This window comes from Streptomyces bicolor (assembly GCF_000719285.1).
In the GTDB taxonomy this organism is placed as follows: Bacteria; Actinomycetota; Actinomycetes; order Streptomycetales; family Streptomycetaceae; genus Streptomyces; species Streptomyces bicolor.
On the sequence record NZ_JOFS01000026.1, the window covers coordinates 51385 to 72702 of the forward strand.

The 21318-nt window shown below is 71.4% G+C and carries 21 protein-coding genes; 15 read left to right on the plus strand and 6 right to left on the minus strand.

Annotated features, from left to right (window positions below):
• Positions 1–79: 79 nt before the first annotated feature.
• Positions 80–523, minus strand: coding sequence for an ATP-binding protein (locus tag IF78_RS0129600; protein WP_031485937.1), 444 nt, complete (start codon positions 521–523; stop codon positions 80–82).
• A gap of 213 nt (positions 524–736) precedes the next feature.
• Between IF78_RS0129600 and IF78_RS0129605 the strand changes: the two genes are divergently transcribed.
• Both IF78_RS0129605 and IF78_RS0129610 read left to right on the plus strand, forming a co-directional pair.
• Positions 737–1606 (plus strand): helix-turn-helix domain-containing protein, encoded by an 870-nt coding sequence (locus tag IF78_RS0129605; protein ID WP_031485939.1) that lies wholly within the window; start codon positions 737–739, stop codon positions 1604–1606.
• Positions 1607–1615: 9 nt separating this feature from the next.
• Positions 1616–1843, plus strand: coding sequence for a DUF397 domain-containing protein (locus IF78_RS0129610; protein ID WP_031485940.1), 228 nt, complete (start codon positions 1616–1618; stop codon positions 1841–1843).
• Between the two features lie 51 nt (positions 1844–1894).
• Here the strand turns inward: IF78_RS0129610 and IF78_RS0129615 are convergent, their stop codons facing one another.
• A complete protein-coding gene (locus IF78_RS0129615) occupies positions 1895–3022 on the minus strand; it encodes an 8-amino-7-oxononanoate synthase (protein WP_031485941.1) in 1128 nt (375 codons plus the stop codon).
• A 146-nt stretch (positions 3023–3168) separates the two neighbouring features.
• On the opposite strand from IF78_RS0129615, the gene bioB reads away from it, so the two are divergent.
• Genes bioB through IF78_RS0129635 form a run of 4 tightly spaced genes read left to right on the plus strand, consistent with a single transcriptional unit; the run spans position 3169 to position 6998 of the window.
• Complete coding sequence (bioB, locus tag IF78_RS0129620) at positions 3169–4416, plus strand: biotin synthase BioB (RefSeq protein WP_031485943.1); 1248 nt, start codon at positions 3169–3171, stop codon at positions 4414–4416.
• Positions 4409–5734: an adenosylmethionine--8-amino-7-oxononanoate transaminase gene (locus IF78_RS0129625; RefSeq protein ID WP_051828259.1), complete on the plus strand. Its 1326-nt coding sequence runs from the start codon at positions 4409–4411 to the stop codon at positions 5732–5734. The genes bioB and IF78_RS0129625 overlap by 8 nt, the downstream gene beginning before the upstream one ends.
• A 1-nt stretch (position 5735) precedes the next feature.
• A complete protein-coding gene (bioD, locus tag IF78_RS0129630) occupies positions 5736–6452 on the plus strand; it encodes a dethiobiotin synthase (protein ID WP_031485945.1) in 717 nt (238 codons plus the stop codon).
• A gap of 36 nt (positions 6453–6488) precedes the next feature.
• A complete protein-coding gene (locus IF78_RS0129635; protein ID WP_051828262.1) occupies positions 6489–6998 on the plus strand; it encodes a hypothetical protein in 510 nt (169 codons plus the stop codon).
• Here IF78_RS0129635 and IF78_RS0129640 read toward each other — a convergent pair.
• Entirely contained in the window at positions 6995–9349 is a 2355-nt protein-coding gene (locus IF78_RS0129640; protein ID WP_031485947.1) for a helix-turn-helix transcriptional regulator, read from the minus strand. The two genes, IF78_RS0129635 and IF78_RS0129640, sit on opposite strands and share 4 nt — an antisense overlap.
• Before the next feature lie 115 nt (positions 9350–9464).
• Here IF78_RS0129640 and IF78_RS0129645 point away from each other — a divergent pair, with 115 nt between their 5' ends.
• Both IF78_RS0129645 and IF78_RS0129650 read left to right on the plus strand, forming a co-directional pair.
• A complete protein-coding gene (locus IF78_RS0129645; RefSeq protein ID WP_031485949.1) occupies positions 9465–10151 on the plus strand; it encodes an esterase/lipase family protein in 687 nt (228 codons plus the stop codon).
• Between the two features lie 98 nt (positions 10152–10249).
• On the plus strand, positions 10250–10936 hold the full coding sequence (locus IF78_RS0129650) for a class I SAM-dependent methyltransferase (protein ID WP_031485950.1): 687 nt from the start codon (positions 10250–10252) through the stop codon (positions 10934–10936).
• Positions 10937–10955: 19 nt separating this feature from the next.
• On the opposite strand, the gene IF78_RS0129655 is transcribed toward IF78_RS0129650, so the two are convergent.
• Together IF78_RS0129655 and IF78_RS0129660 are read right to left on the minus strand one after the other, a co-directional pair.
• Positions 10956–11294 (minus strand): hypothetical protein, encoded by a 339-nt coding sequence (locus IF78_RS0129655; RefSeq protein WP_051828273.1) that lies wholly within the window; start codon positions 11292–11294, stop codon positions 10956–10958.
• A 46-nt stretch (positions 11295–11340) separates the two neighbouring features.
• Positions 11341–11580, minus strand: coding sequence for a hypothetical protein (locus tag IF78_RS0129660; protein ID WP_031485953.1), 240 nt, complete (start codon positions 11578–11580; stop codon positions 11341–11343).
• 195 nt (positions 11581–11775) lie between these two features.
• On the opposite strand from IF78_RS0129660, the gene IF78_RS0129665 reads away from it, so the two are divergent.
• The 7 genes from IF78_RS0129665 (at position 11776) to IF78_RS0129695 (ending at position 20071) form a co-directional block, all read left to right on the plus strand.
• The gene (locus tag IF78_RS0129665; RefSeq protein WP_037641558.1) at positions 11776–12651 is read left to right on the plus strand and encodes an ABC transporter ATP-binding protein; all 876 of its coding nucleotides are present in this window, start codon (positions 11776–11778) and stop codon (positions 12649–12651) included.
• Positions 12652–12655: 4 nt separating this feature from the next.
• Complete coding sequence (locus IF78_RS0129670; protein ID WP_031485955.1) at positions 12656–15223, plus strand: ABC transporter permease; 2568 nt, start codon at positions 12656–12658, stop codon at positions 15221–15223.
• A 46-nt stretch (positions 15224–15269) separates the two neighbouring features.
• Positions 15270–16175, plus strand: coding sequence for an LLM class F420-dependent oxidoreductase (locus tag IF78_RS0129675; protein ID WP_031485956.1), 906 nt, complete (start codon positions 15270–15272; stop codon positions 16173–16175).
• A 56-nt stretch (positions 16176–16231) separates the two neighbouring features.
• Positions 16232–16657, plus strand: coding sequence for a GNAT family N-acetyltransferase (locus IF78_RS0129680; RefSeq protein ID WP_031485957.1), 426 nt, complete (start codon positions 16232–16234; stop codon positions 16655–16657).
• A 182-nt stretch (positions 16658–16839) separates the two neighbouring features.
• Entirely contained in the window at positions 16840–18183 is a 1344-nt protein-coding gene (locus tag IF78_RS0129685) for a hemolysin family protein (RefSeq protein WP_031485958.1), read from the plus strand.
• Positions 18180–19193 carry a hemolysin family protein gene (locus IF78_RS0129690; RefSeq protein ID WP_031485959.1) on the plus strand — a complete coding sequence of 338 codons (1014 nt, stop codon included), beginning with the start codon at positions 18180–18182 and terminating at the stop codon, positions 19191–19193. Before IF78_RS0129685 ends, IF78_RS0129690 begins: the two co-directional genes overlap by 4 nt.
• A gap of 95 nt (positions 19194–19288) precedes the next feature.
• The gene (locus IF78_RS0129695; protein WP_031485960.1) at positions 19289–20071 is read left to right on the plus strand and encodes an SGNH/GDSL hydrolase family protein; all 783 of its coding nucleotides are present in this window, start codon (positions 19289–19291) and stop codon (positions 20069–20071) included.
• Positions 20072–20167: 96 nt separating this feature from the next.
• Here the strand turns inward: IF78_RS0129695 and IF78_RS45150 are convergent, their stop codons facing one another.
• Entirely contained in the window at positions 20168–21043 is an 876-nt protein-coding gene (locus IF78_RS45150) for a hypothetical protein (RefSeq protein WP_158751531.1), read from the minus strand.
• Positions 21044–21318: the final 275 nt, after the last annotated feature.

Here is a 21318-nt window from a genome sequence, read left to right on the forward strand (position 1 = left end):
TCCCCCCGCTCGAGCGAAGCCGAGAGTGGGGGAGCGACCAGCCACAACGGCGCCGTAGCCGACAGACAGCCCATCCCGGCTATTCCCGCGGAGCGCTCGCCGCCGGAACAGTCCACGGCAACTCGATGGACACGGTCTTGCCACCCTCCCGCGTCGGCCGCACCCTCAGATTGCCGCCGCACTCCGCGGTCAGCCAGCGGATGATGACCAGGCCGCGCCCGTTGTCCTGCTGGACGGCGGCCGGCAACCGCCGGGGCAACCGCGGGTGACTGTCGGTCACCCCGATGCGCAGCGTTTCGTCACGGTCCAGCTCGATGTCCACGCGGAAGGTGGGTGACTGTCCCAGGGTGTGCTGTACGGCGTTGGTGGTGAGTTCGGACACGATCAGCCGGATGGTCTCCGCCACCTCGGTGTCCGGCGGGAGTCCCCACTCCGCGAGGGTGGAGACCACGTAGGCCCGGGCCGCGGAGACCGAAGCGGGATCGCTCGGCAGAGTGACGGATGCTTCCAGGTGATCTGCCATGGCGACGTCGTCCCTTTCCCAACGGGACCGTAGTCCGACACGGAGCGGATGGTTCGAGTACGGTCCCGGACTGGTGCTTCGTCGCCAGACTGCCATTACCAGGGCCGTCAGGGTGCCGATCCACCAAGATATGCATATATCTGTCGCTCGAAGCGGTGAACTCTGCGACGGCAGACCGTATTTGGGCGGCTCGGTTGGAGTAAGGAGTTCTCCATGCAGCACGGTCCCGCGGTGCGCCGCCGGAAACTGGGCGCGGAACTGCGCGCGTTGCGTACCGGAGCGGGGCTCACCAGCGGTGAGGCGGCCCGGCTGGTGGGCTGGCACCAGTCCAAGGTGAGCCGGATCGAGACCGGCGCCAGCGGGGTGAAACCGGCCGATGTGCGGTTACTGCTCGACGCCTACGGCGTACGGGACCACCAACTGCGGGAGTTGCTGCTGATGTTGGCGGGCTCCGACGAAGGGGGCGGCCGGCATCACTGGTGGCACGCGTACCGCGGAGTGCTGCCGCCGACGTACCGGGACTTCATCAGCCTGGAGTCCCAGGCGAGCGCGATGCGCACGCTGGAGACCTCCGTGGTGCCCGGGCTGCTGCAGACGCCCGAGTACGCCCGGGCGGTGACCCGGGCTGCGGTGAGCGGGCTCGACGGCGCCGCCGACGAACGGCTGGACGCGCTGGTCGCGGTCCGTCTGGCCAGGCAGGAGGTGCTGCACGCCGATCCGCCGCTGAAACTGAGCGCGGTGCTCGACGAGGCGGTGCTGCGCCGGGAGATCGGCGGGCCGGAGGTGATGGCGCGGCAGCTGGGGCGGCTGATGGAGGCGGCGCGGTTGCCCCAAGTCAGGCTGCAGATCCTGCCGTTCAAGGCCGGCGAGCATATCGGCATCACCGGGCCTTTCGTTATCTTCTCATTTTCGAGCACTTCTGATCTGGATGTGGTTGTTCTCGACCACTTGACGAGTAGCCTCTATCTCGAACGGAAAGAAGACCTCCAGGCCTACACGGAGGCCTTCAACGCCCTTCGGATCCACGCCCTTTCGCCCGAGGAATCGCTGGATTACATCGCCGCGCTAGCTGGCGGCGCGTAAGGAGGCACCATGACCGCACTGCCTCGGAACGTCACCTCAAGTACCGATCTGATCGGTGCGCGATGGCTGCGCAGCAGCTACAGCACCGGAGCGAACAACTGCGTCGAGACGGCACGGACGCACTCGGGTCCCTGGCCCGGACTGCTCGCCGTGCGCGACTCCAAGGACCCGGCCGGACCCGCGCTGCTCTTCTCCCCCAAGAGCTGGGCGGGCTTCACGGCCGCCTTCCAGTCCTGACAACTTCTGACCGTTTCTGCCAGTTCCGGCACACGGCCGTGTCACGCCGACTCATGGTCGTGTCTCACCGATGACCTGTACAGCGCGTTCGATCTGCCCCTCGGAGAGGTCCGCGCGGGCGGTCAGCCTCAGCCGTGAGATGCCGTCGGGGACGGAAGGAGGACGGAAGCAGCCCACGGCGAGGCCCGCCGCCCGGCACTCGGCCGCCCAGCGCACGGCCCCCTCCGGGGACGGCGCGCGCACGGAGACGACCGCGGCGTCCGGACGTACCGCTTCCAGCCCCGCGGCGGTCAGGCGTGCGTGCAGTTCGCGTGCCACCTCGCGCGCCCGCGCCGCCCGCTCCGGCTCACGTCGCAGCAGCCCCAGCGCCGCCAGGGCCGCGCCCGCCGACGCGGGGGCGAGGCCCGTGTCGAAGATGAATGTCCGGGCGGTGTTGACCAGGTGCTCGATGACCCGGGCGGGGCCGAGGACGGCGCCGCCCTGGCTGCCGAGCGACTTGGACAGCGTGACCGTGACGACGACGTCGTCGGCGCCCGCGAGCCCCGCCGCGTGCGGGGCGCCGCGGCCGCCGTCGCCGAGCACGCCCAAGCCGTGGGCGTCGTCGACCAGCAGGCCCGCGCCGTGCTCGCGGCAGGCCTCGGCGTACTCGGCCAGCGGGGCCGCGTCGCCGTCGACCGAGAAGACCGTGTCGGACACGACGACCGCGGTGCCCGCGTGCGTGTGCAGCGCCTTGCGCACCGCCTCCGCATCGGAGTGGGGGACGACCTGTGTGGTGCCCCGGGCCAGTCGGCAGGCGTCGATCAGCGAGGCATGGTTTCCGGCGTCGGAGACGATCAGCGAACCGTGCGGTGCCAGCGCGGTGACCGCGGCCAGGTTGGCCGCGTACCCGGACGAGAAGACCAGGGCCGCCTCGAAGCCGCAGAAGTCGGCCAGCTCGCGTTCCAGCGCGGTGTGGAGTTCGGTCGTACCGGTGACCAGACGGGAGCCGGTCGCACCGCCACCCCACAGCTTCGCGGACCTGGCCGCCCCTTCGACGACCTCCCGGTCGCGGGCCAGGCCCAGGTAGTCGTTGCTCGCAAGGTCGAGGAGCGGCGAGTCGGCGGGGCGGGGGCGCAGGGTCCGTACGAGTCCGGCGCGGCGGCGCAGCTCCGCCTGCTCGTCGATCCAGCCGAACGCCATGGCTCCTCCGGGCTTTTGTAGGCAGTGCACAGACACTAGCCGCACGATCGACGGCGCACGGTGTGGCAATACCCACACATCGAATCGACAGGGTTGTGCAAACTCTCCTTGGCTCGGGACCACTCCGTACGCCAGGATCTGCTCCCATGGACCTGCTGAACACGCTGGTGGACAAGGGGCTTCGGCGCGAGCTGCCGACCCGCGAGGAAGCACTTGCCGTCCTCGCCACTTCCGACGACGACCTGCTCGATGTGGTGGCCGCGGCCGGAAAGGTACGCCGGCACTGGTTCGGCCGACGGGTGAAACTCAACTACCTCGTCAACCTCAAGTCGGGCCTGTGCCCGGAGGACTGCTCCTACTGTTCCCAGCGGCTCGGCTCCCAGGCCGGCATCCTCAAGTACACCTGGCTCAAGCCGGACGAGGCGTCCGAGGCGGCGGCCGCCGGGTTGGCGGGTGGCGCCAAGCGGGTGTGCCTGGTGGCGTCCGGGCGCGGCCCGACCGACCGTGACGTGGACCGCGTCTCCGAGACCATCAAGACGATCAAGGACCAGAACGAGGGCGTCGAGGTGTGCGCCTGCCTCGGTCTGCTGTCCGACGGCCAGGCCGAGCGGCTGCGCGAGGCGGGCGCGGACGCGTACAACCACAACCTCAACACCTCGGAGTCCACCTACGGGGAGATCACGACCACGCACACCTACGCCGACCGCGTCGACACCGTGCAGAAGGCGCACGCGGCCGGCCTGTCCGCCTGCTCCGGCCTGATCGCGGGCATGGGTGAGAGCGACGAGGACCTGGTCGACGTCGTCTACTCGCTGCGCGAGCTGGACCCGGACTCGGTGCCGGTCAACTTCCTGATCCCGTTCGAGGGCACCCCGCTGGCCAAGGAGTGGAACCTCACCCCGCAGCGCTGTCTGCGCATCCTGGCGATGGTCCGGTTCGTGTGCCCCGACGTCGAGGTGCGCATCGCCGGCGGCCGCGAGGTCCATCTGCGCACGATGCAGCCGCTCGCCCTGCACCTGGCCAACTCGATCTTCCTCGGCGACTACCTCACCAGCGAGGGCCAGGCGGGCAAGGCCGACCTGGAGATGATCGCCGACGCCGGGTTCGAGGTGGAGGGCACCGACCAGGTGACGCTGCCGGAGCACCGGGCGGCGACGGCCGGGGGCGGATGCGGCTCGCACGAGAGTGCGGGGTGCGGGTCGCACGAGAGTGCCGGGTGCGGGTCGCACGAGAGTGCCGGGTGCGGGTCGCACGAGAGTGCCGGGTGCGGGTCGCACGCGGAGGGCGGTGTCTGCGGTACGGCCGCTGCCGCCGCGCCGGCCAACGAGCCGCGCACCGACCTGGTCGCCGTACGCCGCCGGGGCGCCGGAACGGACCTCGCGCCCAATGCCTGACGCGCACGGCCCGACCCATACGTCTGACGCGCCCGGCCCGGCCGGTCTGACCGTGCCCGAGCTGCTGGAGCTCGACCGGCGGCATGTCTGGCATCCGTACGGCCCCATGCCCGGCCGGGTCGAACCGCTCGTCGTGGAGTCGGCGAGCGGGGTGCGGCTGAGGATGGCGGACGGCTCGGGCGAACTGGTCGACGGCATGTCGTCCTGGTGGTCGGCCATCCACGGCTACAACCACCCGGTGCTCAACGAGGCCGCGCGCGAGCAGCTGTCCCGCATGAGCCACGTCATGTTCGGCGGGCTCACGCACGAGCCCGCCGTACGGCTGGCGAAGCTCCTTGTCGACATGTCACCCGACGGTCTGGAGCATGTCTTCCTGGCCGACTCCGGGTCGGTGTCGGTCGAGGTCGCCGTCAAGATGTGCCTGCAGTACTGGCGTTCGCTGGGCCGCCCCGGCAAGCAGCGGCTGCTGACCTGGCGCGGCGGCTACCACGGCGACACCTGGCAGCCGATGTCGGTGTGCGACCCCGAGGGCGGGATGCACGAGCTGTGGACCGGGGTGCTCCAGCGCCAGGTGTTCGCGCAGCCGCCGCCGGCGGAGTACGAGGAGTCGTACGCCGACCATCTGCGGTCCCTCATCGAGCGGCACGCGCACGAACTGGCGGCGGTGATCGTCGAGCCGGTCGTGCAGGGCGCGGGCGGGATGCGGTTCCACTCCCCCGCGTATCTGAGGGTGCTGCGGGAAGCGTGCGACGCCCACGACGTGCTGCTGGTGTTCGACGAGATCGCGACCGGGTTCGGGCGCACCGGGGCGCTGTTCGCGGCGGAGCACGCGGCGGTGACGCCGGACGTGATGTGCCTGGGCAAGGCGCTGACCGGCGGCTATATGACGATGGCCGCGACCCTGTGCACGTCACGCGTGGCCGACGGGATCTCGCGGGGCGAGGTGCCGGTGCTCGCGCACGGCCCGACCTTCATGGGCAATCCGCTGGCGTCTGCGGTCGCCTGTGCCTCGATCGAGCTGCTGCTCGGGCAGGACTGGCTCGCCGAGGTCAAGCGGGTCGAGGCCGGGCTGCGGGAGGGTCTGGCGCCCGCGACGGACATTCCAGGTGTGAAGGACGTACGGGTCCTCGGGGCCATCGGAGTGGTGCAGTTGGGCCACCCGGTGGACATGCGGGCGGCGACGGCGGCCGCCGTACGCGAGGGCGTCTGGCTGCGGCCGTTCCGCGACCTCGTCTACACGATGCCGCCGTACGTCACGGGCGACGCGGACATCGCACGGATCGCCCGCGCGGTGTGCGCGGCGGCACGGGAGGGCTGACATGCCGGTACTGGTGATCACGGGCACGGGCACGGAGGTCGGCAAGACGGTCACGACCGCCGCGGTCGCCGCGGCGGCGGTGGCGGCGGGCCGCTCGGTGGCGGTGCTGAAGGCCGCGCAGACGGGCGTACGGCCGGACGAGCGCGGGGACGCGGACGAGGTGGCGCGGCTCGCGGGCGCGGTGACGACCGCCGAACTCGCCCGCTATCCGGACCCGTTGGCCCCGGCGACGGCCGCGCGCCGGGCCGGCCGGGCGGCGGTCCGGCCGCACGAGATCGCGGAGGCCGCCGCCAAGCTGGCCACCGGGCACGACCTGGTGCTGGTGGAGGGGGCGGGCGGTCTGCTCGTCCGCTTCGACGAGGCGGGCGGCACACTTGCGGACGCGGCCGAGCTGATGGCCGCGCCGGTCCTGGTGGTGGCGTCGGCGGGCCTGGGCACGCTGAACACGACGGAGCTGACGGCGCGTGAACTGCGCGGTCGCCGGCTGGATCTGCTGGGCGTGGTGATCGGCAGCTGGCCCGAGTCACCTGACCTGGCGTCGCGTTGCAATCTGGCGGATCTGCCGGAGGTGGCGGAGGCGCCGCTGCTGGGGGCGGTACCGGCTGGGTCCGGGGCGCTGGCGCCCACCGACTTCCGTGCCGCGGCGCCGGGTTGGCTGGCGCCGCGACTGTTCGGGACGTGGGACGCGGAGGGGTTCCGGGGGCGGGAGGCGCCCTGAGGGGTGCTTGTCGGACCCTCGTGCCATCCTCTGATCATGGCCAACGCTGACACGCTCGATGACCGGCATGACGACCACGAGGTGCCTCCCACCGCCGCCGAGTGGGACGACCTGATCGCCGATTGGGACGAGATCCGGGAGGGTTACCACGCCGGCGACGCGTCGCGCGCGGTACTGGAATGCGCGAGGAAGGTCGAGGCGAGTGTGGCGGCCGACGCTCCGAACACCGCTGCGTGGACGCTCGGTCTTGTGCTGACAGGGCCCTATGTGATCTACGGACGTCCGGACGCGGCGGCCGAGGCGCGCGTGCTGCAGGCGTTGGGCGCGGTCGAGCGTGCTCTGGGCCGGACGCCTTGTGCCCATGAGGAGCATCCGTATGAGGATCTGCCGCTCGATGACGAGCTGGCCGACCTTCGACTCGCGCTGGAGGCGCTGGTCTTCCCGGAGCGGGGCGACACCCAGGAGGCGCAGATCTGGGCCTGTCCGCAGAATCTCGCCGGACTGGCCCGCGTCTTTTCCGACGAATGGGCACCGTCGGGCTCCTAGACAGCCCCGCTCTCGTCGCTCTCGGCGATGAGCCGCACCAGTTCGATCCGGGAGCGGATCCCCAGGCGGGTGAAGACGCCCCGCAGGTGGTGGTCGATCGTGCGCGGGCTGAGGGCGAGGCGGGCGGCGATCTCACGGTTGGTGGCGCCCTCGGCGGCCATCCGGGCGACCAGGAGTTGCTGGGCCGTGAGGCGGGTCGTGGGGTGGTCCGTGGTGTTGGGGGTCGATGAGGCGGGTGCGCCGAGGGCACGGAGTTCGGTACGGGCCTGGGCCGCGCAGTGCGGGGCGCCGAAGGAGTCGAAGGCCTCCAGGGCGCTGTGCAGGCGGTCTCGTGCCTCCGTACGGCGGCGCAGTCGGCGCAGGGCGCTGCCGAACAGCAGCTCCGTGCGGGCGCGTTCGAAGTCTCGGGTGCCGTGGGAGTGCAGGTCGAGGGCCGTGCGGTAGTGGTCCACCGCCTCCGCGCCGGGCGCGAGCAGGGCGCGGCAGCGGGCACTGAGGGCCAGGTCGTCCGGGCTGTGTACGGCGCTCGCCCACCGGTGGTAGTCGGCGTGCGCGACACGCGCGATGCGGGTGTCGCCGGTACGGACGGCGGCCTCCACATAGTGCGGGGTGGCCAGGTGGCGGATGGCCCGGTGACCGTGACCGGGGCCGAAACCGGCGAGGGCGCGCAGCCGGGCGGCCGCGGCGGCGAAGCGGCCACTGCCGAGGTCGAGGAAGGCGAGCGCCCACTGGGCGAGGGCGGCGGGCAGGCCCAGGCCGTGGGCGAGGGCGTACGACCGTGCGGTCGCGGCACGTTCGCGGCAGACCTCGGCGTCTCCGGCGAGCGCCGCGAACATCGCGAGGGCGGCCTGCAGATGACAGGCGCCGTTGTCCTGACCGGTGGCGTGAGCCTGCCACAGCGCGTCGGCCGCGGCGGCCTCGCCGGCCCGGGGGCGCCCGGTCCAGAAGTCGGCGTACGCGCGGAACTCCATGGCCTGCGGCACGGTCACCGGCGTGCCCAACGCCCTTGCGGAGGCGGCCGCACGGACGGTCGCGGTGGCCGCGCGGGTGTGATCGCCGAGGAGCAGCGCGGCGATCCCGGCGTGGATCAGGACGGTGGGGTCACCACCCGGACCGCACCGCCCGGCCGCCGCCTTGAGCAGGTCCCGCGCGTCCTCGTACCGCCCGTCGAAGGCGGCCACGAGCCCGGTCAACGTCCCGGGCGGCACCACACCGTGCCGGTCGGCGACCCGGGCGGCCTCGCGCAGGCGGCGTATGTCCCCGGTGTAGATGGCGGCCTCGGTGGCTCTGGCGAGGAGGTGGGCCTCCGGGGTGGAGGCGCGGGTGGGGACAGGGGTCGGGACGCGAGCGGCGACGGTGGCTGACGCGGGGGGCACCACCACGCCCCTCGACTCCCGGGTCTTCGCCCGCACGATTCCCGTCGGATGCACGCCCCCCGCCTCCGCCCGCACCACCCCCGTCGGATCCACGCCCGCCGCCCCCGCCCGCACCACCCCCATCAGCAATGCGTCGAACGCCTCCGTCGCGTTCCCCGCCCGAAGGGCCAGCACCCCGCTCAACGCGTCGTCGGAGACGGTGGCCGCCAGCCTGCGGGCGCGGTCTCCGTCGCCCGACCGCCACGCGTAGGCGGCGGCCCGGGCCAGCAGGCGGCTCCGCCCGGGCGGGTCAGGGCACAGCGCCGCGGCCCGTTCGGCCAGCGCTCGCGCCACCGACAGCCGTCCCGCGTCCCCCGCCCTGCCCGCGGCGGCGCCGAGTTCCGCCGCCAGCCGTGCGCTGGGGCCGAGTGCCCCCGCACCCCGGTGCCAGGAGCGACCCGGCGTCTCGTCCTCGCCGCGCAGTACGCGGGCCAGCAGGCGGTGCACATCGCGGCGGTCGGCCGGGGAGCCCGTCTCGTAGGCCGCGATCCGCGTCCACGCGTCACGGAACACCACCCCGCCCGCTCCCGCGTGCCCGATGCCGGCCGCCTCGGCGGGGTCCAGGAGCCGGGTGTCGAGGCGGGCGGCCATGACGGCGCGCAGGAAGGCGTCGGTGGGGACGGGGTACTGGTCGGCCGCGGCCAGGAGCAGCAGGAGGCGGGTGTCGTGCGGCAACGCCCTTATCTCCGCCCGGCGTTCGCGCAGCAGCGACGGGGCCAGTTCGGCCGGGTCGGTGGGGAGCGGGTCGACGCCGGCCGCCTGGCGGTCGGTCAGGCGCGCGGCCAGTTCGGCGGCGGCGCGCGGATCGCCGTACACGGCACGCAGCACCCGTACCCGGACGCCTTCCGCCAGGGCGGCGGCCTGCTGTCGCCAGTCGCCCGTCAGCCGCGGTGGCGAAGTGCGGTCGCGGGGCTGGGGGTTCACCGGAGTCACCACACAAATGACGTTACTGGCGGGTTAATTGAACCGTAAAGACCGGCGATTTCGCCGATGCGGCGCGCGTAGACCCGGCTCGACACTCCTGACAACCCCACACGTTTCAGGAGGCACCATGCAGCGCACCACGCGTCGCATCGCCACGGCCGCCTCGGCCTTGGCCACCTCGCTCCTTCTGTCACTGTCCCTCTCCCCCACACCCGCGCACGCCGCCACCCACGACCCCGTCGTCTTCGTGCACGGACTCAGCAGTTCGGCGAGCAGCTGGGACGACTGGATCGGCTACTTCTCGGCCGACGGCTACAGTTCCTCCGAGCTGGACGCCTTCTCGTACGACTGGACCCAGTCGAACGCGACGACGGCCCAGCAACTCTCGACCGAGATCAAGAACGTCCTCGCCCGGACCGGTGCCTCGAAGGTCGACGTGGTCGTCCACTCCATGGGCGCCCTCAGCTCCCGCTACTACCTGAAGAACCTCGGCGGGACGTCGTACGTGGACGACTTCGTCTCGACGGCCGGCGTGAACCACGGCACGTCCACCGCTTCGTGGTGCGCGTGGCTGTACACCTCCTGCGCGGAGATGAACACCGGGAGCTCGTTCCTGACCGCTCTGAACTCGGGTGACGAGACGCCGGGCAGTGTGTCGTACGCCAGTTACTGGTCGAACTGCGACGACGCGCTCACCCCTGACACCACCGCGATCCTCAGCGGCGCGACCAACGTGGAGGTGGGCTGCGTCTCGCACACCGACATGAACAACGACCACGGCGTGTACGAGCAGGTCCGGGACTTCATCGGCTGAGTCGCGGCGGCACGACAGACACAGCGACAGCGGGGGGGTGCGTCGACGCCTTACGGGGGACAATCGGGAGTGAGTCCCATCCCGCCCGGGAGGTCCCCATGGCCCTACGGTCCGCCGGCTCCGGCAAGGTGTCACGGGATGCCGTGCACCACCCGCTGTTCGCCCGTTTCTACGCCCGGATCAGCGTCAACGCCGAGACGAAGATGGGGATGGGCGGTGTACGCGATCGGCTGCTGGCCGGGCTGTCCGGCCGGGTGATCGAGATCGGCGCGGGCAACGGACTGAACTTCGCCCACTATCCGAGCGCGGTCTCGGAGGTCGTCGCCATCGAACCGGAGCGCGTGCTGCGGCAGTTGGCGGTGGAGTCCGCGCTGCGGGCCGGGGTGCCCGTGGACGTCGTGCCGGGCGCGGCGGAGGCGCTGCCGGTCAAGAGCGAGGCCTTCGACGCGGTAGTGCTCTCGCTCGTGATGTGCAGTGTGCGGGACGTGCCGCGGGCACTGAGTGAGGTACGGCGGGTGCTGCGGCCCGGCGGTGTCGTGCGGTTCTTCGAGCACGGCCGGGGCGGCGGGCCCGCGATGCACTTCACACAGCGCGCGCTGGACCGGACCGTGTGGCCGTTGGTGAGCGGCGGCTGCCATCTCTCCCGTGAGCCGGTCGCCGCGCTGCGGGCGGCAGGGTTCGAGCTCGGCCCCTACCGGCGGGTGATGATGCCGGAGAAGGGGCCGGTGCTCCCGTCGTCGTACTGCGTGCTGGGCACGGCGTGGCGGCCCCGGATCAGCGAGTGATCAGGATGTGGTCGGCTGCTCACAGGCTCCACTGCCGCAGTTCCCGCGCGATGTCGTGCACCGAGGCCTCGCCGGTCTTCACCAGCCGGGCCAGTTCGCGCACCTGCTCGGGCGAGGTGACCACCTTCATGCCGCTGGCGACGAGATAGGCGTAGGCGACGGCGGAGGCGAACAGGGCGTTGGAGCGCTCCAACGCGGGGACGTGGATGAGCAGTTGGAGGAGGGCGGCGGCTCGGGCGTGCGGGCTGTCGTAGACGGGGACGTCGAAGATCTCCGCCTGATGGCGGGCGACGGCGGCGACGAGAGCTCCCCAGTCGGTGACCTGGGGATCTCCCGGTGTTCTCTTCTCGGCGAGCATCAGGAGCCAGGCAAGGTCGATGGTCAGGTCGCTGTTGCTCAACGGATCAGGGGCGACCTTCGCGCGTGCCTTCGCGGTCGGCACCGAACTCCTCCGCGAACACCGACTCGTACTGCTTCATGAAATCCGCGGCGGCCTCCACGAACGTCTGGCCGACCTCGCCGGTGTCCTGTCTCACCAGTTCCTCGATGTACCGGTTGACGCTCATGCCTCGGGCCAGGGCGCGTTCACGGGCGGCGCGGGCGGTGCCCTCGTCCACTCTCACGTTCAACTGGGTCTTCGCCATACCTCGAAGCTAGCGCGATGGTGCTAGCACCGGCAAGGGTGCGGCCGAGCGGACAGAGCATGCCCCTTACATCGATATCAGGGGCCCGACCTGGGACGGAGACGGACCGGGACCTTCGACGGATACCGAGTGTGTGGTGGATCACATTACGCTCGGCGGGGACGAGGTGTCCGTTACGTCCGCGAGGAGGCGGTCTTGTCCACTGCAGCTGCGGAGCACGCCCCGAACCCCGCGTCGGCCGACGGGATCGCGGCCCGCGCCCGCGGTCTGACCAAGGCGTACGGCTCGGGCGAGACGACCGTCCTCGCCCTCGACTCGGTGGACGTGGACATCGCGCGCGGCCGGTTCACGGCGGTCATGGGGCCGTCGGGTTCCGGGAAGTCCACACTGATGCACTGTCTCGCCGGCCTCGACGACGTCTCGGCGGGACAGGTGTGGCTCGGCGACACCGAGATCACCGGGCTGCGGGAGCGGGAGCTGACCCGGCTGCGGCGGGACCGGATCGGGTTCATGTTCCAGTCGTTCAACCTCATCCCGACCCTGAACGCGGCCGAGAACATCACCCTGCCCATGGACATCGCCGGCAAGAAGCCCGACGAGAAGTGGCTCGACCAGGTCATCGACACACTGGGACTGCGCGACCGGCTGCGGCACCGGCCCTCCCAGCTCTCCGGCGGTCAGCAGCAGCGCGTCGCCTGCGCCCGCGCGCTGGCCTCGCGGCCCGAGCTGATCTTCGCCGACGAGCCGACCGGCAACCTCGACTCGCGGGCCGGCCTGGAAGTGCTCGGCTTCCTTCGGCAGGCCGTGGACCAGCTGGGGCAGACCGTCGTCATGGTCACCCACGACCCGGGGGCCGCCGCCCACTCCGACCTGGTGCTCTTCCTGGGCGACGGGCGGATCGTGGACGAGATGGAGCGGCCGACGGCGGAGGCCGTGCTGGAACGCATGCGCCTTTTCACCGGGGGGAACCCCCAGGCCCCCGGTTCCGATGCGGTCCGCAGCCAGTTCGAGGACTCGGGGCCCGCGCCGGGAGCGATACCCGCCGACAGTCCCTCGCCCGAGGAGAGCTGAGGCCGTGCTGAAGGCGACGCTCCGGAGCTTCCTCGCCCACAAGGGGCGGCTGCTGCTCTCCGCCCTGGCGGTGATCCTCTCCGTGGCGTTCGTCGCGGGAAGCCTGATCTTCTCGGACACCGTCAGCCGCACCTTCGACCGGCTCTTCGCCTCGACCGCCGCCGACGTCACCGTCACCCCGAAAGAGACCCTCGACGAGACGATCCCCTCGGGACAGACCCTGACCCTGCCGGCCTCGCTCGCCGACCGCATCGCCCAGGTCGACGGCGTCTCGGCGGCCCGCGCTGACGTGGACGTGGACGGCATCACCGTCGCCGACGAGGACCGTCGTTCGGTGGGCCCGACCACCGGCGCCCCCACGATCGGCACCGCCTGGAACCCGACCGAGCGCAGCCCCGTGGAGCTCACCTCCGGCCACGCCCCGCAGGGCGACGGGCAGGTGCTCATCGACGCGGACACCGCCGACAGCAAGGACGTTCGGATCGGCGACCGTCTCACGGTCATCGGACAGGAGGGCTCCTTCCCGGTCGAGGTCGTCGGGATCGCCACCTTCACCACCACCAACCCCGGTGCCGCCCTGGTCTTCTTCGACACCGAGACCGCGCGGACGAAGCTGCTGGGCGACCCGCGGGGTGCCACCGGCATCTCGGTGGACGCGGCCGAGGGCGTCAGCGACGCGGAGCTGATGCGGCGTGTGGCGGCCGAGCTGAACACGGACGCCTACGAGCTGCGCACCGCCGAGGAGCAGGCCGAATCGGACGTCGAACAGCTGGGCGGATTCCTCGACATCATCAAGTACGTGATGCTGGGATTCGCCGGCGTCGCTGTCCTGGTGGGCGTCTTCCTGATCGTCAACACGTTCTCCATGCTGATCGCCCAGCGCACCCGCGAGCTCGGCCTGCTGCGGGCGCTCGGCGCCGACCGGCGCCAGGTGCGGCGCTCGGTCCTCACCGAGGCCCTGCTGCTCGGGGTGGTCGGCTCGACGCTGGGCCTCGCCGCCGGCATCGGGCTGGCCGTCGGACTCATCGAGCTGATGGGCCTGATGGGCATGAACATCCGGGCGAACGAGATGGTCATCGGGTGGGTGACCCCGTTCACCGCGTACGTCGTCGGCCTCGGCGTCACCTTCGTCGCGGCGTACCTCCCGGCCCGCCGCGCGGCCGCCGTCTCACCGATGGCGGCCCTCGCCGACGCGGAGATCGCCGACATCGGCCGGCCGCTGCGGATGCGCGCGGTGGCGGGCTCGCTGGTCGGGGCGGCCGGGGTGGCGGCGCTCGTGGGCTGTGCCGTGTCGTCGCAGACGTCGTCGGCGGCGTCCCTGCTCGGTCTCGGCGTCCTGCTGACCCTCATCGCGACCGTGATCGCGGGACCGCTCCTCGTACGGCCCGTGATCCGGGTACTCGGCGGCGCCTTCCCGGCGCTGTTCGGCCCCATCGGCCGGATGAGCCAGCGCAACGCCCTGCGCAACCCGCGCCGGACCGGGGCCACGGCGGCCGCGCTCATGGTGGGCCTCGCGCTGGTCGGCGGTATGTCGGTGGCGAGCGCCTCGATGACCAAGTCGTTCGACGAGCAGATCGACAAGACGCTCGGCGCCGACTTCGTGGTGCAGAACAGCAACTTCGTGCCGTTCCCCCGGGAGATCACCGACCGGATCGCCGGCACCGAGGGCGTGGGGCTGGTCGTGCGCTCGCAGTTCACGACGATCGCGGTGCGCCTGCCGGACGGGGACCGCGTGAAGACGACCGCCGCGGCCTACGAACCGCAGCTCGACGAGGTCGCGAACATCACCTACGCCCAGGGTGATTCCGCGGCCGCGCTCGCGGACGGGCACCTCGCCATGGACAAGGACTTCGCCGAGGACCACGGCGTACGCGTCGGCGACACGCTCCCCGTCGAGTTCCAGGGCGACCGACGGGCCGAGCTGACGGTGGGCGCCCTCACCGACCAGGAGTCCGCGGACGGCTTCGGCAGCCAGGGCGGGATCTACTTCGGCCTGGCCACGCTGCGGAAGTACGCGCCGGGCGGGCAGGACGCGGCCGTGTACGTCAACGCCGCCGCCGGCACCGGCACCGGCGACCTGCGCGCCGGCCTCGAGAAGACGCTCGACCCGTATCCGCAGGTGCAGGTCCGGGACATCGCCGACTACAAGGAGCTTGTGCACGACCAGATCGCCGTACTGCTCTACCTCGTCTATGCCCTCCTCGGGCTCGCGATCATCATCGCGGTGCTGGGCGTCGTCAACACCCTCGCCCTGTCGGTCGTCGAACGCACCCGGGAGATCGGGCTGCTCAGGGCCATCGGGCTGGCCCGGCGGCAGCTGCGGCGCATGATCCGGCTGGAGTCGGTGGTGATCGCCGTGTTCGGCGCCGTCCTGGGTCTGGCGCTGGGGCTGGTGTGGGGCGTGTGCACCCAGCAGGTGCTGGCACTGCAGGGCATGACGGCGCTGGCGATCCCCTGGAGCACGATCGTCGCGGTGGTGATCGGCTCGGCCGTCGTCGGCGTCGTGGCGGCACTGCTGCCCGCGTTGCGTGCATCGCGCATGAATGTGCTGGCGGCCATCGCGCACGAGTGATGGAATCGCGGCAGGCACTCAAGTCCCGTGCAGGTGAGGAGAGTTCATGTCGCAACCGGTGAGCCCGCGTCCGTTCCGCTTCGGCGTCAATCTGATGACCCCCGCCCCGGCCGACGAGTGGCGGGCCAAGTGCCGCAGGGCCGAGGAGCTCGGCTACGACGTGATCCTGGTCCCCGACCATCTGGGCATGCCCGCGCCGTTCCCGGCCCTGGTCGCGGCGGCGGAGGCGACCGAGCGGCCCAGGCTGGGCACGTTCGTGCTCAACGCGGGGTTTTGGAACCCCACCCTGCTCGCCCGGGAGGTGGCCACGACCGATGCCCTCACGGGCGGACGCCTCGAACTCGGACTGGGCACCGGCTACGTACGGGCGGAACACGACACGGCCGGTCTGCCGTGGGGGTCGCCGGGCGAGCGCGTGGACCATCTGCGGCGCACGGTCGAGGAGCTGGAGCGGCTGCTCGCCTCCGAGGAACACCAGCCCCAGCCGGTGCAGAAGCCCCACGTGCCGCTGCTCATCGGCGCCAACGGGGACCGCATGCTGCGCCTGACCGCCGAGCACGCGGACATCGCGGCGTTCACGGGTGCGCGCTCGGTGCCGGGGAGTACGACGGGACAGCTGGCGCCGATCACGGCCGAGGAGCTCGACGAGCGCGTCGGGCACTACCGCGAGCTTGCGGCCGGTCGAAAGGAACCGGCTGAGCTGAACCTCCTTCTCCAGATGGTCATCGTCACCGAGGACCGCGAGGCCGCGGTCCAGCCCTTCCTGGAGCGCATCCCGAACCTGACCCTGGACCAGATCCTCGCGCTGCCCATCGGCCTCGTCGGCACCCTGGAGGAGATCACCGAACAGGTGCTGACCAGGCGCGAGCGGTACGGGTTCTCGTATCTGACCGTCCTGGAGCCGTACATGGAGGCGTTCGCGCCGGTGATCGAGCGGCTGCGCGGCGAGTAGTCGTCCGGATACCGGAATGCCGTGTCCCGTTTCGCCGACGGTGATGGGATCGGACCATGACTGATCTGCGGACGCGGGCCGCCACGGCCGACGACCTCGACACCGTGCTGGCCTTCTGGAAGAAGGCCGCGGAGGGCACCAGCATCAGCGACGACCGGGACGGCGTGGAGCGGCTGATCGCCCGCGATCCCGAGGCGCTGATCCTGGCGGAGCTGGACGGCGAGCTGGTCGGCACGGTGATCGCGGGCTTCGACGGCTGGCGCTGTCACCTGTACCGGCTGGCGGTACACCCTGAGCGGCGCCGCGGGGGCATCGGCTCGGCGCTGCTGGCCGCCGCGGAGGAGAGGTTCGTACGGCTCGGCGGGCGCCGGGGCGACGCGATGGTGCTGCAGCGCAACGAGACCGCGCACCATGCCTGGCGCGCTGCGGGGTACGCGCCCGAGGAGCAGTGGCGGCGGTGGGTGAAGTACCTCACCGACTGACCACCGCCCGACCGAGCACCGTCCGATCACCCGACCGAAACCCTTTGCCCGTCCTTTACTATTGGGGGACCGCTTCGGTCCTCCAATGAAAGGTGTGAGCGTCCGCCCATGGGCGAGCCTCCCAGTAGACGACATCGCGCGATCCTCCCCACCCTGTCCGACGATGGGACAGAGGTGACCCGATGACCGAAGTGCTCCTCCTTCTGGTGGCGATCCTGCTGTCGCTCGCCTGTGGCGCCTTCGTCGCGGCCGAGTTCTCGCTGACCACCGTCGAGCGAAGCGAGCTGGAGCGCGCCGCGGAGCGCGGCGAGCGCGGCGCCGTCGGTGCCCTCAGGGCCGTACGGAATCTGACGTTCCAGCTCTCCGGCGCACAGCTCGGGATCACCGTCACCAACCTGGTCGTCGGCATGCTCGCCGAGCCGTCGATCGCCGCGCTGCTCGCGGGCCCGCTGGAGTCGCTCGGCCTCTCCCGCTCGACGGCGAGTTCGATCGCGCTGGTGATCGGCACCGCCCTGTCGACCGTCGTCCTGATGGTCGTCGGCGAACTGGTGCCCAAGAACTGGGCGATCTCCTCGCCCCTGGCCGTGGCCAAGCGGGTCGGGAACGCGCAGCGCTGGTTCAGCGCGATCTTCCGGCCCTTCATCACCCATCTCAACAACACGGCGAACCGCATAGTGCGCCGCTTCGGCGTGGAACCGACCGAGGAGCTGGCGGCCGCGCGCGGACCCCAGGAACTGGCCGCCCTCGCCCGGCACTCCGCCCGCGAGGGCGCCCTGGAGGCCGACACCGCCGAGCTCTTCGTACGCACCCTGAACCTGGCCGATCTGACCGCGGAGAACGTCATGACCCCGCGCGTCCAGGTGGTCGCCCTCGATGCCCAGGCGACCTGCGAGGACGTGGCGAACGCGACGCGGGCGACCGGGCTGTCCCGGTTCCCGGTCTATCGCGGCAGCCTCGACTCGGTCGTGGGCACCGCGCACATCAAGGACATCCTGACGGTGCCCGCCGAACGCCGAGCCCGTGTCTCCGTCGCCGAGCTGATGCGCGAGCCGCTCCTCGTCCCCGAGACGCTCACCGTCGACCGGCTCCTCGACCGCCTGTCCGGCAAGCGCACCATGGCGGTGATCATCGACGAATACGGCGGCACGGCGGGCGTGGCGACGCTGGAGGACATCGTCGAGGAGGTCGTCGGCGAGGTGCGGGACGAGCACGACCCGCACGAGACGCCCGACCTGGCCACCGCCGGGCGCGACGACGAGGGCCGGGCACTGTTCTCGGCCGACGGTTCGGCGCGCTCGGACCAGCTCGCGCGCGTGGGCCTGCGTGCGCCCGAGGGGCCGTACGAGACGCTGGCCGGTCTGGTCGCCACCGAACTCGGCCGCATCCCCGCCGTCGGTGACCGTGTCGAGGTCGCCGGCTGGCTCCTCGACGTCGTGGACGCCACGGGTCGCCGGGCCGCGCGGGTGCTGCTGCACGCGCCGCTGGACGTCTCGGCGGAGGACGCGAAGGAGGAGGACGGGCGATGACCGCCGTACAGCTCTTCATCGGTTTCCTGACGCTGGTCGTCAACGCCTTCTTCGTGGGCGCCGAGTTCGCCCTGATCTCGGTGCGGCGCTCGCAGATCGAGCCGTACGCCGACCAGGGCGACCGGCGCGCCAAGAGCGTGCTGTGGGGTCTGCAGCACGTGTCCGCCCTGATGGCCGCGGCACAGCTCGGCATCACGCTGTGCACGCTGGTGCTCGGTGTGGTCGCGGAACCCGCCATCGAGCACCTCCTGGAGCCGGTGTTCCACGCGGTGGGCGTGCCGGAGAGCGCCGGGCACGCGGTGTCCTTCGTGATCGCGCTGGCACTGGCGACGTATCTGCACATGCTGCTCGGTGAGATGGTGCCGAAGAACATCGCGCTGGCCGAGCCGGTGCGCAGCGCCCTGCTGCTCGGTCCGCCGCTGGTCACGCTGGCGCGGGCGGTGCGGCCGGTGATCTTCACGATCAACGCGTTCGCCAACGCGCTGCTGAAGTTGCTGCGCGTCGAGACCAAGGACGAGGTGACGGCGACCTTCTCGGACGCCGAGCTGGCCCGGCTGGTGCGTGACTCAGGCGAGGCCGGCCTGATCGACGAGCGCGCGCGGGAGCGGCTGCACGACGCCCTGGAGCTGGGCCGCCGGCCGGTGCGCGACGTGGTGCTCCCGCTGGAACGCGTCGTCTACGCGCGCGTGGGCGTCACGCCGGAGGAGCTGGAGCGGCTCTCCGCCGAGTCGGGGTTCTCCCGGTTCCCGGTCGTCGACGAGGGCCGCCGCATCGTCGGCTACCTGCATGTGAAGGACGCGCTGGACGCCGCTCCGCGGGATGTGCCGTTCCAGGTGCGGGACATGCGGCCCATCGCGCGCGTGCGGGAGAGCACGCGGCTGGACGACGTCCTCACGGCGATGCGGGGCAGCCGCACGCATCTGGCCGCCGTACTCGGCGGCGACGGCCGGCTGGCGGGGGTGGTGACCATGGAGGACGTGCTGCGGGAGCTGTTCGGGCAGCGGGCCTGACGGCCGGGTTCAGACGGTGGCCCGGGAGCCTGGTCCGGGTGAGACCGGGCCGACCGACCGGCGGGTATGGAGCCCGGGATACCATCTCTGTCGCCATGCACACGAACCCCACACACACCAGCCTTGTCGCAGTCGGCGACTCCTTCACCGAGGGCATGTCGGACCTGCTCCCGGACGGCTCCTACCGGGGCTGGGCCGATCTCCTCGCCGGGCGGATGGCCGCCCGTACGCCCGGTTTCCGGTACGCCAACCTCGCGGTGCGCGGGAAGCTGATCGGGCAGATCGTGGAGGAGCAGGTCGGCGTGGCGGCCGCGATGGAAGCCGATGTGATCACGCTGGTCGGCGGGCTCAACGACACGCTGCGGCCCAAGTGCGACATGGGGTGGGTGCGCGGGCTCCTGGAACAGGCCGTGGAGACGCTCGCCCCGTCCTGCAAGCAGCTGGTCCTGATGCGCAGCCCCGGCCGCCAGGGCCCGGTCCTGGAGCGGTTCCGGCCGCGCATGGAGGAGCTGTTCGCCTGCGTCGACGAGCTGGCGGAGCGGCACGGCGCGGTCGTCGTCGACCTGTACGGTGCCCCGTCGCTCGCCGACCCCCGCCTGTGGGACGTGGACCGGCTGCATCTGACGGCCGAGGGGCATCGGCGGGTCGCGGAGGCGGTGTGGCAGACGCTCGGCTACGACCCCGAGGATGCTGAGTGGCGTACGCCGATGCCGGCCGCGGCGCCGCCCGGGTGGGTCACGCGGCGGGCCGCGGACGTGCGGTTCGCCCGGCAGCATCTGCTGCCGTGGATCGGACGGCGGCTGACGGGGCGGTCGTCGGGGGACGGGCTGCCGGCGAAGCGGCCCGAGCTGCTGCCGTACGAGGGCCCCGCGGCGTAGGCCCGCGGGGCCGCGGCCGGGGGCCAGGGGCGGCCTCCCGCCACCGCGCGTGCCATGGGCAGCGCGGTGAGGGACCGTCCCCCGGCGCCCGGTGCTCTACTGGCGGGACGCGGCCCGGCTCCGCCGGTACAGGACGGTTCCGGCGATCAGCAACGCCCCACTGGCGGCCGCACCCGCGATGACGCTCTCGGCGCCGGTCTCGGGCATCTTGGGGTGGTCCGGCTTCTCGGGCTCGGCCGGAGGAGGCGTCGGCTCGGGCTCGTGGGGCGGCTCGGTGGGCGTGGGTTCGGGTGTGGGCGTTTCCTCCTCGCCGTAGCCGTAACCGTCGTCGCCGTAGCCCTTGGGCTCCTCGGAGCCGTAGCCCTTCGGCTCCTCCTCGCCGTAGCCATAGCCGTAGCCGTCGTCCTTCGGCTCCTCGGAACCGTAGCCGTAGCCGTCATCCTTCGGCTTCTCGTGGCCGTAGCCGTCATCCTTCGGCTTCTCGTGGCCGTAGCCCTCGTCATTCGGCTTCTCGTGGCCGTAGCCGTCATCCTTCGGCTTTTCGTAGCCGTAACCGTGATCCTTCGGCTTCTCATGGCCGTAGCCGTCGTTCTTCGGCTTCTCGTGGCCGTAGCCGGAGTCGCCGTATCCGGAGGAGTCTTTTCCGGAATCAGGCTCCCCCTCGTGGAACCTGCTGAGTTTGTCATTCAGGTCATAGAATTTGTCCTGCATCTCGCCGAATCTGTCCTGCATCTCGACGAATTTGCCGTCCAGGTCGTCCAGCCCGTCAGAGTCCCATGGATCCGCATGGCCCGACAGTGCAGAAGCGGAGTTCACCACGGTCCCATGCATGCGTGGGGCTGCGGACGCGCATGTGCCGTATAGAGACAGGGCGCTTGTCGCGGCGGCGGCCACGATCAGTCCCTTGCCCAAGGCCTGTCGCATTCTCGTTGTCTTTCTCTCAGGCGGAATGGGGAAACCGACGTCGGTCATTGACGCGATCTTGCGGATTGGCGGGATTCGCAAGGTCATCGCAGGAGCCGTGATGCCACACGCTCACACTCGCCACGACCTGCAGACTATGAACGAGTTAAGGAGGCCCAGGGAAACCACGACGCGTTGACTCCGAGGGAATTCACCCGATCGCCCGTATGCGGCAGGCGGTTTCACTCCGATGGCCACGCTCGGTAGGGCCGAAATCGGTGACGTGTGGAACCCTGCGGCGTCCGTCCTCGCATCCGTCTCGCAGACCGGCGGAAGGACCGCGT